We start from the raw sequence: 12,856 nt of genomic DNA, 5'->3' as shown, positions 1-12,856 counted from the left end.
GCCTCGCCACGAGCCGTGCAACCGGATTGTTCGCGGCGACTCGCGGCCCCGCCATCCCGCTCAGCACCGCGCTCGACGGACCGGCCCGCTCAGCACCAGCTCAGCGAACCGACCCGCTCAGCAAACCGGCAGCCCCGGCAGCGGCTTGTCGTTGTCCCCGCCCTTGAGGTACACGGCGCTCACGAACACATTCGTGTTGCCGCTGTCGTCGTCCGTCTTGGCCCACCAGACGTTCGTCCACTCGCCGTGCGTCTCGCGGCGGCCCAGGTTCTGTTGGCAGAAGAAGTAGTTCGTGCCGGCGTTGAGGGTGCCCGCCTCGGCGCCCGATGCCGTGTACGACTTCGCGGTCCGCCACACCGAGCAGTTGTACTTGCCGCCGCCCGCCGGGTGGCACACGGGCTCCTGGGTGTCGCCGGAGGAACCGCCGCCGGACGTACCGCCCTTGGGCGGCTTCGACGACTCCTTGGGGCGGTCCGCGGGCCCGTCCGACGAGTCGGAGGAATCGGAGGAACCGGACCCTTCGCCCTTGTCCGACGACCCGTCCCGCTCGGTTCCCTTGCCGCCGTCGCGGTCCTTGCCCGCCTTGTCGGGCCGCGTGGCGTCCTTGGAGTCCTTGGGCTTCTTCTTGTCGCCCTGCTTCGAGGGCTTGGAGCCGTCCGAGGTGTCCATCGCGCCACGGCTCGCGTCGGCGCCGGGCTCGACCGTGCTCCCGGCCTCCTGCGCGTCCTGCGCCTGGTCCTTCTTGTCGTCCCCGCCGGACAGTGCCGCCACGGTCACTCCCGTCGCCGCAAGGACCACGGCCACGGCCGCCGCGGCCAGCAGCGCCTTGCTCTTGCGCGGTCGGCCGGCCCGGTCGGCGCGCCGGCCGGAAGGTTCCGGTGCGGGCGTCGTCATGGGCGCCGGTATGGGCCCGCTGGGCGGAGCCGACGCCACCCCCTGCGCCCCGAACCCAGCGGCCTCCCCGGATACGGGAGGCGGCCCGAACCCGGGCGGCGCCGCGGTCGGCACGTGCCGCACCGTGGCCTCACGCTGCCCGTCCCCGACGCCCGGCGGAGGCGACCCCGCGTACCCAACCGACCCGACGGCCCCAACAGACCCGACGGTCCCAACAGTCCCGACCGGCCCGGTCGCCACCCCGGCCCCAGCCCCAGTCCCGGCCCCAGCGCCAGCACTCGGCGGAACCGCCGAGACACCCTCCCCCGAAGCCACCTGCTCCAGCAGCCGCCGCGCCTCCTCCGCGTCCGGCCTGGCCTGCGGGTCCTTGTCCATGAGCAGGCGCAGGACGGGCATGAGGGCGCCCGCGCGGAGCGGCACCGGCAGGGGCTCGACCACGATGGCCGTGAGCGTGGACCACGTCGACGTGCGCCGGAACGGCGAGGCGCCCTCCACCGCCGCGTACAGCGTGGCGCCGAGCGCCCAGACGTCCGAGGCGGGTCCCGGCTCCTGGCCCTGGGCGCGCTCGGGCGCCAAGTAGTCCAGGGAGCCGACGAGTTCGCCGCTGCGGGTGAGGTGGGTGGCCGAGCCGTCGCCCGGGTCCTCCATGGTGGCGATGCCGAAATCGGTGAGGACGACGCGGCCGCCGGTCTCCAGAAGGATGTTGCCGGGCTTCACGTCGCGGTGCAGGACGCCGACGCGGTGGGCGGCGGCGAGCGCCTCCATGACCTTGCCGCCGACGGCGGCGGCCTCGCGCGGGTCGAGCGGGCCGCGCTCACGCAGGACGTCGTCCAGGGAGGGGCCGTCGACAAGTTCCATGACGATCAGCGGGCGTCCTTCGACCTCCGCCACGTCGTGCACGGCGACGACTCCGGGGTGCCGCACGCGGGCGGCGGCGCGGGCCTCACGCTGCATCCGCAGGCGCAGGTCGGCGAGTTCGGGCCCGCCCGCGTCCGTGAACGTACGCAGTTCCTTGACCGCGACCTCGCGGTGCAGGACCTCGTCGACGGCGCGCCACACGACGCCCATGCCGCCGCGGCCGAGCTGCCCGAGGACGCGATAGCGCCCGGCGAGGAGTCTGCCGACCCCGTCCGGCTGTTGCTGTTCCCCCGAAGACACCGCTGCCCCGTCCCTGTGACGCCGTCGTGCTTGTGCTGTGGCGTACAGAGTACGGGGCAGGTGTGACAGCCGGTGCGGGACGTCTCGCGACGGTTCCCGCGGGGCCCGCGGCCTGTCGCTCGCCCGGAAGCCCGGCCTGTCGCTCGCCTACTTCGCCGACGGCGTGAGGTCCCCGCGGCGCGGACCCGCGTACACCTGGAGTCCGGCCAGCGTGAGACCGGTCAGCCGGGTGACCTCGGCCGTGTCGAGCGCCCCGCAGTCGAGGCCGCGCAGCAGGTACCCGGCGAGGGCCTTGGCGGTGGCGGGCTCGTCGGCGATGTCGCCGCCGGTCCGGTTGGCGTAGGCGGCGAGGCGGGCCGCGGCCTGCTCGAAGCCCTCGCGGTAGAAGGCGAAGACGGCCGCGTACCGCGTGGGGATGTGGCCGGGGTGCATGTCCCAGCCCTGGTAGTAGGCGCGGGCCAGGGCGCGCCGGGTGAGGCCGTAGTGCAGCCGCCAGGCGTCGTGGACCTTCGCGGTGGTGCCGACCGGGAGCACGTTGGTGGAGCCGTCGGACACGCGCACGCCAGTGCCGGCGGCGGCGACCTGCATGACGGCCTTGGCGTGGTCGGCGGCGGGGTGGTCGCTGGCCTGGTAGGCGGCGGAGACGCCGAGGCAGGCGCTGTAGTCGAAGGTGCCGTAGTGCAGGCCGGTGGCACGGCCCTCGGCGGCGTCGATCATGCGGGCGACGGCGGCGGTGCCGTCGGCGGCGAGGATGGACTGGCTGGTCTCGATCTGGATCTCGAAGCCGATCCGGCCGGGGGTCAGGCCGCGCGCCTTCTCGAACTCCTCCAGGAGCCGCGCCATCGCCGTGACCTGCTCGGGGTACGTCACCTTGGGCAGCGTGAGGACGAGCCCGTCGGGCAGCCCGCCCGCCTCCATGAGGCCGGACAGGAAGACGTCGAGGGTGCGGATGCCGCGGTCGCGCACCGCCGCCTCCATGCACTTCATGCGGATGCCCATGTACGGGGCCGCGGTGCCGCCCGCGTACGCCTCGGAGATGAGGCGGGCCGCGCGGGCGGCGTGGGCGTCCTCGTCGGCGTCGGTGCGCCCGCCGTAGCCGTCCTCGAAGTCGACGCGCAGGTCCTCCACGGGCTCGCGCTCCAGCTTGGCGCGCACGCGCGCGTAGACGGGCTCCGCGAGCTCGTCGGCGAGGCCGAGGACGGCGGCGAAGGACGCGGCGTCGGGCGCGTGCTCGTCGAGCGCGGCGAGCGCCCGGTCGCCCCAGGTGCGGATGGTGTCGTCGGCGAACGCCTCGCCGGGTACGTACACGGTGTGCACGGGCTGGCGGGTGCCGGGGTCTCCGGGGTAGCGGCGTTCGAGTTCCGCGTCGATCGGCGCGAGCGAGGCGCTGATGCCTTCGCTGACCGCGCCTGCGAGGCTCGTTGCCACGTTCTCCTGCTGACCCATCCGTGCACCCTCCGCTGTCATGAAGCGTTCATCCTGAGGCGTCCATCCCGCGATGCTCGCACCGCGTTCCTACCGCGTTTCCGCTGGATGGAATCGAGAATCCGTATGGTGAAGTTATCCGTGGACCTTCCCGCTGGTCAACACCTTCTCGCGTGCCGGTCCCCGGGCGTTCACGCATGTCTCAGATGGTGCTTCCAGACTCCGGTGGGCGCACTCCAATCTGACCCGAGGCCCGACCCGAGGCCCATCCCGGGGCCTGACCGCGACCGACCGAAGGAGCCCGCGTGCCGACCGACCCCGAAGTGACCCGCCGCTCCGGCCTGCGGACGGCGGCCGCCACGGCAGCCGCCGTCGCGGTGCCGCTGCTCGCGACCGCGATGGCCGCATCCCCCGCGCGCGCGGTGGAGCGTCCGGGCCGCCGCCTGGAGGTCATGTCCTTCAACCTCCGCTACGCGAGCACCACCCCGCCGAACACCTGGGCCGACCGGCGCCCGGTGACGCGGGAGCTGCTACGGCGCGCGCGGCCGCACGTCGTGGGCACGCAGGAGGGGCTGTACCAGCAGGTCCAGGACATCGCCGAGGACCTGGGGCAGCACTACGCGTGGATCGGCACGGGCCGCGCGGGCGGCAGCCGCGACGAGTTCATGACGGTCTTCTACGACACGCGCAGGCTGCTGCCCGTCGCGTACGACCACTTCTGGCTCTCGGACACGCCGGACGTGATCGGCTCCAACACCTGGGGCGGCGGCTCGATCCGCATGGTGACCTGGGTCCGCTTCCTGGACCGGCGCACGGACAGCGAGCTGTACTTCCTCAACACCCATCTGGACAACGCCAGTCAGTACGCCCGCACCCGCGCCGCCCACCTGATCGCGGACCGCATCGCGGTCCTGGACCGCTCGCTGCCGCTGATCGTCACCGGTGACTTCAACGTCGCGGCCCACAAGAACCCGGTGTACGAGACGATGCTGAACGCCGGCCTCGTGGACACCTGGGACGCGGCGGACGAGCGCAGCAAGCAGTACGCCACCTTCCACGGCTACAAGCCGCTGGTGCCGGACGGCGACCGCATCGACTGGATCCTGGCGACGCCCGGGGCCCGCACGCACACGGCGGCGATCAACACGTTCTCACTGGGCGGGCAGTTCCCGAGCGACCATCTGCCGGTGCAGGCGAGCCTGACGCTGTGACACGACGACTGTGGCACGGCACGCGGTGACACGACGAGGCCCCCGCGTCCGCACACGGCGGAATCGGGGGCCTCGGTCGCCGAACGGGCTCAGCCCTTGCGGGTCTTGACCTCGTCGGTGAGCTGCGGGACGACCTCGAAGAGGTCGCCGACCACGCCGTAGTCGACCAGGTCGAAGATCGGGGCCTCGGCGTCCTTGTTGATGGCCACGATGGTCTTCGAGGTCTGCATGCCGGCGCGGTGCTGGATCGCGCCGGAGATGCCGGAGGCGATGTAGAGCTGCGGCGACACGGACTTGCCGGTCTGGCCGACCTGGTTGGAGTGCGGGTACCAGCCGGCGTCGACGGCGGCACGGGACGCGCCGACGGCGGCACCGAGCGAGTCGGCGAGCGCCTCGATGATCGCGAAGTTCTCGGCGCCGTTGACACCGCGGCCGCCGGAGACCACGATCGCGGCCTCGGTCAGCTCGGGGCGACCGGTCGACTCGCGCGGGGTGCGCGCGGTGACCTTGGTGCCGGTGGCCTGCGCGGAGAACGACACGGACAGGGCCTCGACCGCGCCCGCGGCCGGGGCGGCCTCGACCGGAGCCGAGTTGGGCTTCACGGTGATGACCGGGGTGCCCTTGGAGATGCGGGACTTGGTGGTGAACGCGGCCGCGAACACGGACTGCGTGGCCACCGGGCCCTCGTCGCCGGCCTCCAGGTCGATGGCGTCGGTGATGATGCCGGACTCGATGCGGACCGCGATGCGGGCCGCGATCTCCTTGCCCTCGGCGGACGACGGCACCAGGACCGCGGCCGGGGAGACGGCGTCGTACGCGGCCTGGAGGGCGTCCACCTTCGGTACGACCAGGTAGTCGGTGAACTCGGGGGCGTCGGCGGTGAGGACCTTCACCGCGCCGTGCTCGGCGAGCGTGGCGGCGGTGGCCTCGGCGCCGGAGCCGAGCGCGACGGCGACGGGCTCGCCGATGCGGCGGGCCAGCGTGAGCAGCTCAAGGGTGGGCTTGCGGACGGCGCCGTCGACGTGGTCGACGTAGACGAGAACTTCAGCCATGGGACTTCAATCTCCTGCGATTACGAAGAAGTTGGGGAGGGATGGGGTGACTGAAGCTCAGATGAACTTCTGGCCCGCAAGGAACTCAGCGAGCTGCTTGCCGCCCTCGCCCTCGTCCTTGACGATCGTGCCCGCGGTGCGCGCGGGACGCTCGGCGGCGGAGTCGACCTTCGTCCAGGCGCCCTCGAGGCCGACGGTCTCGGCGTCGATGTCCAGGTCGTCCAGGTCGAGCGACTTCACCGGCTTCTTCTTGGCGGCCATGATGCCCTTGAAGGACGGGTAGCGGGCCTCGCCCGACTGGTCCGTCACGGACACGACGGCCGGCAGGGACGCCTCGAGCTGCTCGGAGGCGGTGTCACCGTCACGGCGGCCCTTCACGACGCCGTCCGCCACGGAGACCTCGGAGAGCAGCGTCACCTGCGGCACGCCCAGGCGCTCGGCGAGGATCGCGGGCAGCACGCCCATGGTGCCGTCGGTGGAGGCCATACCGGCGATGACGAGGTCGTAACCCGTCTCCTCGACGGCCTTGGCCAGGACGAGCGAGGTGCCCATGACGTCGGTGCCGTGCAGGTCGTCGTCCTCGACGTGGACGGCCTTGTCGGCGCCCATCGAGAGAGCCTTGCGCAGCGCGTCCTTCGCGTCCTCGGGACCGACGGTGAGGACCGTGATCTCGGCGTCGTCGTCCGCCGCTTCCTTGATCTGCAGGGCCTGCTCGACGGCGTACTCGTCGAGCTCCGAGAGGAGGCCGTCCACGTCGTCGCGGTCGACGGTCAGATCCTCGGCGAAGTGCCGGTCGCCGGTGGCGTCGGGCACGTACTTCACACAGACAACGATCCTCAAGCTCACGCCGGCTCTCCTACTGCATCGTCATTACTGGGCTGCTGCCTTGCAACGGGCCACTGCCTTCTTGCAGGCAGCATAGGCGCCTGAAGCGGCGGGTCCCGGTCGGGGCGGCCCCCGCTCCAACCGGAATATTACTCATGAGTACACCCAGTACTTTCCCGCTGAGCAAGCGCTTTGAACTGTGACCTTTGCAACGCTCCGTAATCGCGCGCACCCCGCGTCATCGGGAACTCTCAGTCACGCAGCGCGTTGAAGCGCCCCTGGTGGTACAGCAGCGGGCGGCCCGCCCCCGAGGGGTCCCCCGCGACCGCCTCGGCGAGCACCACCCGGTGGTCCCCGGCGGGCACCCGCGCCACGATCCGGCACACCAGCCACGCGAGCACGCCTTCGAGCACGGGCACGCCCTGCGGCCCGTCGTACCAGCGCGTGGGCGCGCCGAAGCGGTCGGCGCCGCTGCGCGCGAAGGTGGCGGCGAGGTCGTGCTGATGCTCGCCGAGGATGTGGACGCCGACGTGTTCGGCCCGGGACATCGCGGGCCAGCTGGAGGCCCCGGTGCCGATGCCGAACGAGACGATCGGCGGTTCGGCGGAGACCGAGGTGAGCGAGGTGGCGGTGAAGCCGACGGGGTCCGCGCCCCGCGCGGTGATCACGGCGACTCCTGCGGCGTGCTGCCGGAAGACGGAGCGCAGCAGGTCCGGGGTGGCGAGGCGGGGAGCGGAGAGGTCGGGCGTGGCCGTCATGGAGTTGTGTCCTTCTGCCGAGAGGTACGAGCGGGTCCGTGGCTGCTCAGCGGGACCAACAGCGCGCACTGGCATGGCGCGCGAGGTCCACGTGGACACGCTCGAAGAGAAGGAGCTCCGGGGGCATGCCAGCAGGCTGACGACAGTTGGCGCGTACAGTCAAGTCCGTTCCGGGATATGAAAGATCCATCACGCCCCCGAGCCCATGTCGCCGCTGTCCTCACGTGCGGTCTTCATGTGGCTGCCCCGGGCATCGCCGCCCCGAGCGCCGCGATCACGTCCGCCTTGCGTGGCTGTCCCGCCGCGCGGCGCACCACGCGGCCGTCCGCGTCGAGGACCAGCACCGTCGGTGTCTTGTCGACGCGCAGGGCGCGTACGAGTTCGAGGGCGCCCTCGGCGTCGATCTCCACGTGCGCGACGCCGGGGACCAGGGCGGCGACGTCGGCGAGCACCCTGCGTGTGGCCCGGCACGGCTGGCAGAAGGCGCTGGAGAACTGCACGAGCGTGGCCCTCGCACCCAGCTCCGCGCCCAGTTCCCGTGCGCCGAGCCGTTCACCGGCCCCGCCCGAGGACACCCCCGAGGGCACTCCCGACACTCGCGTCCCTGCCTTTCCCCGCCCCCACCAGAGGCTTCGTTCCACCCCCCCGCACCCGGGGCACCGCATACGTCTTCTTGTAGAGCACGCGCGCGTGCGGAAAGATTCCGACGTGACGAGAATCTCGCGCGATACGGGCACCACCGCTGGCCAGTCGCTCGTTCTTGGGGCACGATCTGGCGGAGCCGTAGACCCTACGGATCCGTAACTTAGCTTCCTGCCGAGGGCCCTCTCCCTCGGCAGAGACGAAGGGCCCTCCCCACCCATGGCAGAACTCGTCTACCGACCGGTCATCGGCGCCGCCAGGACCTTTTTCAAGGCGCTGGATCTGAAGATCGACTGCAAGGGGTCCGAGAACATTCCGCGCACGGGCGGGGCGGTCCTGGTCAGCAACCACATCAGCTACCTGGACTTCGTCTTCGACGGCCTCGCGGCCCTCCCCCAGAAGCGCCTGGTGCGCTTCATGGCGAAGGAGTCGGTGTTCCGCCACAAGATCTCCGGTCCGCTGATGCGCGGCATGAAGCACATCCCCGTGGACCGCAAGCAGGGCGAGACGGCGTACGCCCACGCCCTCGACTCGCTGCGCTCCGGAGAAATCATCGGCGTCTTCCCCGAGGCGACGATCTCGCAGTCGTTCACCCTGAAGTCCTTCAAGTCCGGCGCCGCGCGCATGGCGCAGGAGGCCGGTGTCCCGCTGATCCCGATGGCGCTGTGGGGCACGCAGCGGCTGTGGACGAAGGGTCACCCGCGCAACTTCAAGCGGCAGCACATCCCGATCACGATCCGCGTCGGCGAAAGCGTGGAGGCCCCGAAGGACCAGTACGCGGGCGCGATCACGCGGCGCCTGCGCGAGCGCTGCCAGGAGCTCCTGGAGGCCGCGCAGCGCGCCTACCCCGTGCGCCCCAAGGGCCCCGAGGACACCTGGTGGATGCCGGCCCACCTCGGCGGCACGGCCCCGACGGCCGCCGAGGTCCGCGCCGCCGAAGCGCTCTGACCCGCCGGGGACGCCCCCTGGGGAAGTGAGCCGGTCACCCCGCCGGCTCGTGCACGGTGATCCGCGCCCCGGGGCTGACCTTCTCCAGGAGTTCGGCGAGCTCGGCACCGGCCGCCACCAGGCCCGCGTCCGGCCCCATGCCCTCCAGCAGGAAGATCGCGTTCGTGGTCTCCTCCGTGAGGCGCGTGCGGGGGCCCTGACGCCAGTTCCAGCGACGGCAGGTGACGCCCTCCTCGTCCCGCCAGACGACCTCGCCGGGCTCCGGGTGCTCGACGACCGGCTCGCCCCCGGCCATCGTCACGAAGTCCTCGTCACCGGCGGCCCGCACCAGGCGCATGTCGCCCTTGATGCGGTCCAGGTCCTCGCCGCCGACGGGGATCAGATGGGCCACGCTGATCGCGTTGTAGACGTCGACCAGCGTGTTGATCCTCGGCAGTCCCCCGTCCGCGAGCGCGCGCTTGGCCAGTGCCTCGGCGGAGTTGCGGGTGCGCGACGGCTTGGCACCGAAGGCCGTGTACGCGGCACGCCAGGCCGCCATGTGCGGGTCCTCGTGCGGGGCGCGGCCGTCGAGGCGCGCGGCCAGGCGGCGGGCCGCGTCGTCGAGCAGGGCCGACGTGTCGTCGGTGCTGGGGCCGCCGACGAGGTCGTACGCCTCGATGGTGACGTGGGTGAAGCCGGGCGCGACGGTGCGCACCTCGTCGGACACGGTGAGGGTGAGCGTCATGGTCTGCCTTGGTTCGCGGGAATCGACGGAAGTACAGCATAGAGCACCATGCAGTGCATCGTGCTGAACTTTTCGGGTTCCCCAGGGGCAGGCCGCAAGCACCGGGCCCCAGCCCGCACCCGCTACGGCAGCCCCCAAGCCGGCTCCGTGCCGTTCGCGGGTACGTCACGGGGGCGCGGTGTCGGCCGGGAGCCCTTGGGCGCGATCAGCGCCGTCTGCCCGCGTCGCAGCGGCACACTGATGACATCCCGTCCCGAGTACGGCAGCGGCCGCCCGCGTTCGTCGCGCACCTCGATCGCCCCGGCGATGCCGTGCCGCAGCCGCAGCGGCTCCCCGGCCTCGCTCTCCACCCGGATCCACTCCGTGCGCCCGCCGCGCCGCGAGGCGTCGACCAGGAACGCGCCCTGCGTACGCACCCGCTGCAGGCTCGCGTCCCGCCAGGTCCCGGACACCGCGGGGAAGACCCGCACCACTCCCCCGTGGCTCTGCGTCAGCATGTCGAGGAGTGACTGCCCGGCGCTGATCGAGCTCTCCAGGGCGAAGTTGGAGCCCTCGCGGTACATGGTGTTGGGCGTCATCGCGCACTTGTCGGTGACGTTGCCGTCCAGGAAGAACCGCAGGTGGCGCAGCGCCTGTTCGGGCTTGCCGAAGAGCGTCTCCATGGAGGACGCCGCCGCGTAGCTGTAGCCGTGCCAGCGTTCCTGCCGGCTCGTCCAGTGGTCGAAGGTGCGCCGGTCGAGCTTCTCCTGGAGCGGATAGAGCCACAGCAGATGCGAGAAGTGGCGGTGCGACTCGGCGAGCGGGACGCCGTCGCCGATCATGACGCCGTTCTCGTTCTCGTGGTACGGCACGAGCCGGTCGCGGATGTCGCGCCACTGCTTCTCGTGCGGATCAGCGCTGCGCAGTCTCCGTACGGAGTCGAGCAGCGCGCCGACGCCCCACCGCAGCAGCGACAGGTCGTACGTGCAGTCGGCGGCGTTGGCGTACTCCGGCGAGCGGGTCTCGGGCAGGTGGAGGCGGCCGTCGGTGCCTTCGGTGAGGTGGCGGGCGTAGTAGTTGACGGCCTTGGTGAGGACGGGGCGGATGACGTGGCGCAGGACGTCGTCGTCCATGTGGTGGCGGTAGGTGACCCAGGCGTTGTGCAGGGCCCAAGTGAGGTTGCCGGTGTGGTCGTTGGGGCTCGTGCCCGGGGCGCCGACGTAGCGGGGTCCGGAGCGCAGTTTCCAGTCGCCGGGGTGGCACAGGGCGTAGGTCTCGCCGTCGCGCAGCTCGGGGCGGACGTTGGACTCCAGGTTCTGGTGGTACTTCGCGAACGCCGGTGTGACGGCGTCGAGTTCACGGTGGTTGGAGCCGTTGGCGACCGGATACGTCACCTGGACGTTGGTGTTCCACCAGATGCTGGTCCAGTTGTTGCCGCTCTCCGGGAACCAGGGCCCGAACACCGGCGTGACAGGACCGTGGCTGCGGGTCGCGCAGGCCAGCTTGTAGAGCTGGATCCAGTAGAACCGCTGCACCTTCTTGTCGGGCACGGACACGAAGCTGCGCCGGTAGAAGGCGTGCCACCAGCCCCGGTGCCGGGCGATGGCCCGCGCGGGCGGGCCGTCGAGGGCGCTCCGCACCGTGCGCAGCGCCTGTTCGCGACCCGTGGACTCCGGATGTCCGTACGCGATCGTGGCGGCGAGGAGTCTCTTCGTGCCGGAGCGGACCTCTTGCCAGGCGGTGGTGTAGCCGCCGCCGGCGTGCAGGGGCTGTTCGACGAAGCCGGGGCCGGTCGTGGGGTCGGGGTTGGCGGTGTAGTCGGGCGGGACGCGGGTGGTGCGGGTGGTGTGCGAGGGCAGTGCGGTGAAGCCCCAGGCGGCCGCCTCCTCGCCCGCGCTCGGCTCCAACGAGGCGAGCAGCACGTCTTCCTGACTGAGGATCAGGACGGTGAACCGCACGCTGCCGCGTGCCGTGGTGACGGTCCCGGTGAGCTCGGCGTTGTCGAGGTCGAGCCGCCAGTCGACGCCGGTGATCGTGCCCGCGAAGGTCAGCGTCAAGTAGCCGACGCCGAGGCGGGAGTAGCCGATCGCGGCCTCCCACTGGCCACGCTGGTCCTGCACGTGCGAGTGGTTGATCATGACGCGCAGTACGTTGCCCTCGCCGGGCTTGGCGTACAGGTGCGCGGCGAGGAAGCCGTTGCCGAGGAACGGCCCCTCCTGCCAGCCGCCGGGCAGGCGCTTCCACACCATCGCGGCGTCGCGCAGCAGCGTGCCGTGCACGTCGTCCGGTGCGGCGGCCGGGGGCCTGCCCCAGGCGACAGGTGACCCGGCCGCCACTAACGCTCCGGAGGTGCCTGCGACGAACGCGCGCCGCGAGATGGGGGTCATGACGTCGACCTTTCCAACGGGAGTGTGGGCAGGGCGAGTTGGGGCACGCCGCTGGCAGCATCCGGGGCGGAACAGGAGTGCGTCAAGGAATCGGACAGGAATAGGTCCGATGACTCAACAATTCACTGCCCCATCAGCGGCCTTGAGGGCGCAGAAGCCGTGCCCGCACCCTCACCACATCCGATGAATTGCCTACTCGGGCAGCCCCTCAGGCAGCGTCTTCCACAGGTACGGCCGGTCCGGGGCACGCTTGAGGACGTCGAGCATCACGGGGTGCGGCGCCGCGAACAGCGCCGGATAGTCGACCTCGCCCGCCGCGGCGTCCACGGGAAACGCCAGGCGCTCCCCGTCGAGGGAGAACTGCGCGTCCACGCCGGGCTTGTTGCCGCGGCAGTCCTGCCGGTGCCAGGCGCCGTCGAGGCGGACGGCGACGAGGCCGTGCAGGACGAAGCCGCTGCCGTCGTCGTGCAGGAGGCGCTGGTAGCAGAGCGCGGTGGGGATGTCCTCGGCACGCAGCAGCGCGGCGAGCGCGTGGGCCTTGGCGTGGCAGATGCCGGTGCCCTGTTCCAGTACGTCGGAGGCACGCCAGGTCACCCGCATGTCGCCGGAGTCCGCGGAGTGCGGGATGGTGTCGCGGACGAACTCGAAGGCGGCGCGGGCGTATACGTATGAATCGGCGGCATCCTTGGCCAGGCGGGCCGCCGTGTCCCGCACCAGTGGATGCGTGTGGTCGATGGCTTCGTCGGCGGCCAGGTAGGCCGAGAGGTCTGAGGTTTTCTGGATCAGCTCCATGAGCGGCGAGCATAAGAAAGCGGCCGATCGTCAGTCAATGACTTTTCGATCGGCCGCATAC

General features: G+C 71.5%; 11 protein-coding genes. 2 read left to right on the top strand and 9 right to left on the bottom strand.

Going from position 1 to position 12,856, the window contains the following annotated elements:
- Window positions 1-117: 117 nt before the first annotated feature.
- Complete coding sequence (locus IEY91_RS10045) at window positions 118-2,052, bottom strand: serine/threonine-protein kinase (protein ID WP_189173683.1); 1,935 nt, start codon at window positions 2,050-2,052, stop codon at window positions 118-120.
- Window positions 2,053-2,199: 147 nt separating this feature from the next.
- Entirely contained in the window at window positions 2,200-3,498 is a 1,299-nt protein-coding gene (locus tag IEY91_RS10040) for a DUF6986 family protein (RefSeq protein ID WP_189173682.1), read from the bottom strand.
- Between the two features lie 284 nt (window positions 3,499-3,782).
- On the opposite strand from IEY91_RS10040, the gene IEY91_RS10035 reads away from it, so the two are divergent.
- Window positions 3,783-4,688 carry an endonuclease/exonuclease/phosphatase family protein gene (locus tag IEY91_RS10035; RefSeq protein WP_189173681.1) on the top strand — a complete coding sequence of 302 codons (906 nt, stop codon included), beginning with the start codon at window positions 3,783-3,785 and terminating at the stop codon, window positions 4,686-4,688.
- An 89-nt stretch (window positions 4,689-4,777) separates the two neighbouring features.
- On the opposite strand, the gene IEY91_RS10030 is transcribed toward IEY91_RS10035, so the two are convergent.
- From IEY91_RS10030 to IEY91_RS10015, 4 genes are all read right to left on the bottom strand, one after another.
- Window positions 4,778-5,740, bottom strand: coding sequence for an electron transfer flavoprotein subunit alpha/FixB family protein (locus IEY91_RS10030; RefSeq protein WP_189173680.1), 963 nt, complete (start codon window positions 5,738-5,740; stop codon window positions 4,778-4,780).
- 57 nt (window positions 5,741-5,797) lie between these two features.
- Entirely contained in the window at window positions 5,798-6,586 is a 789-nt protein-coding gene (locus tag IEY91_RS10025; RefSeq protein WP_164326835.1) for an electron transfer flavoprotein subunit beta/FixA family protein, read from the bottom strand.
- A 230-nt stretch (window positions 6,587-6,816) separates the two neighbouring features.
- Window positions 6,817-7,323 carry a flavin reductase family protein gene (locus tag IEY91_RS10020; RefSeq protein WP_164326834.1) on the bottom strand — a complete coding sequence of 169 codons (507 nt, stop codon included), beginning with the start codon at window positions 7,321-7,323 and terminating at the stop codon, window positions 6,817-6,819.
- Window positions 7,324-7,556: 233 nt separating this feature from the next.
- Window positions 7,557-7,988 carry a TlpA family protein disulfide reductase gene (locus IEY91_RS10015; RefSeq protein ID WP_189173679.1) on the bottom strand — a complete coding sequence of 144 codons (432 nt, stop codon included), beginning with the start codon at window positions 7,986-7,988 and terminating at the stop codon, window positions 7,557-7,559.
- Between the two features lie 196 nt (window positions 7,989-8,184).
- Here IEY91_RS10015 and IEY91_RS10010 point away from each other — a divergent pair, with 196 nt between their 5' ends.
- Window positions 8,185-8,913 (top strand): lysophospholipid acyltransferase family protein, encoded by a 729-nt coding sequence (locus IEY91_RS10010; RefSeq protein ID WP_164326833.1) that lies wholly within the window; start codon window positions 8,185-8,187, stop codon window positions 8,911-8,913.
- Window positions 8,914-8,947: 34 nt separating this feature from the next.
- On the opposite strand, the gene IEY91_RS10005 is transcribed toward IEY91_RS10010, so the two are convergent.
- The 3 genes from IEY91_RS10005 to IEY91_RS09995 form a co-directional block, all read right to left on the bottom strand.
- Entirely contained in the window at window positions 8,948-9,637 is a 690-nt protein-coding gene (locus IEY91_RS10005; protein WP_189173678.1) for a B3/B4 domain-containing protein, read from the bottom strand.
- 122 nt (window positions 9,638-9,759) lie between these two features.
- Window positions 9,760-12,003 (bottom strand): glycosyl hydrolase family 95 catalytic domain-containing protein, encoded by a 2,244-nt coding sequence (locus IEY91_RS10000; protein ID WP_189173677.1) that lies wholly within the window; start codon window positions 12,001-12,003, stop codon window positions 9,760-9,762.
- A gap of 192 nt (window positions 12,004-12,195) precedes the next feature.
- Complete coding sequence (locus tag IEY91_RS09995) at window positions 12,196-12,795, bottom strand: transglutaminase domain-containing protein (protein WP_189173676.1); 600 nt, start codon at window positions 12,793-12,795, stop codon at window positions 12,196-12,198.
- Between the last annotated feature and the right edge of the window lie 61 nt (window positions 12,796-12,856).

The organism is Streptomyces lasiicapitis (genome assembly GCF_014646335.1).
Taxonomy (GTDB): Bacteria; Actinomycetota; Actinomycetes; order Streptomycetales; family Streptomycetaceae; genus Streptomyces; species Streptomyces lasiicapitis.
The sequence above is the reverse complement of the archived record's forward strand: the minus strand, read 5'-3'. Positions and strand labels throughout refer to the sequence as shown.

What these genes read in the sequence shown, in the direction of transcription:
- IEY91_RS10000 (WP_189173677.1), bottom strand. Translation starts at nt 12,003, where the DNA reads ATGACCCCCATCTCGCGGCGCGCGTTCGTCGCAGGCACCTCCGGAGCG.
- IEY91_RS10015 (WP_189173679.1), bottom strand. Translation starts at nt 7,988, where the DNA reads ATGCGGTGCCCCGGGTGCGGGGGGGTGGAACGAAGCCTCTGGTGGGGG.
- IEY91_RS10020 (WP_164326834.1), bottom strand. Translation starts at nt 7,323, where the DNA reads ATGACGGCCACGCCCGACCTCTCCGCTCCCCGCCTCGCCACCCCGGAC.
- IEY91_RS09995 (WP_189173676.1), bottom strand. Translation starts at nt 12,795, where the DNA reads ATGGAGCTGATCCAGAAAACCTCAGACCTCTCGGCCTACCTGGCCGCC.
- IEY91_RS10040 (WP_189173682.1), bottom strand. Translation starts at nt 3,498, where the DNA reads ATGGGTCAGCAGGAGAACGTGGCAACGAGCCTCGCAGGCGCGGTCAGC.
- IEY91_RS10030 (WP_189173680.1), bottom strand. Translation starts at nt 5,740, where the DNA reads ATGGCTGAAGTTCTCGTCTACGTCGACCACGTCGACGGCGCCGTCCGC.
- IEY91_RS10005 (WP_189173678.1), bottom strand. Translation starts at nt 9,637, where the DNA reads ATGACGCTCACCCTCACCGTGTCCGACGAGGTGCGCACCGTCGCGCCC.
- IEY91_RS10010 (WP_164326833.1), top strand. Translation starts at nt 8,185, where the DNA reads ATGGCAGAACTCGTCTACCGACCGGTCATCGGCGCCGCCAGGACCTTT.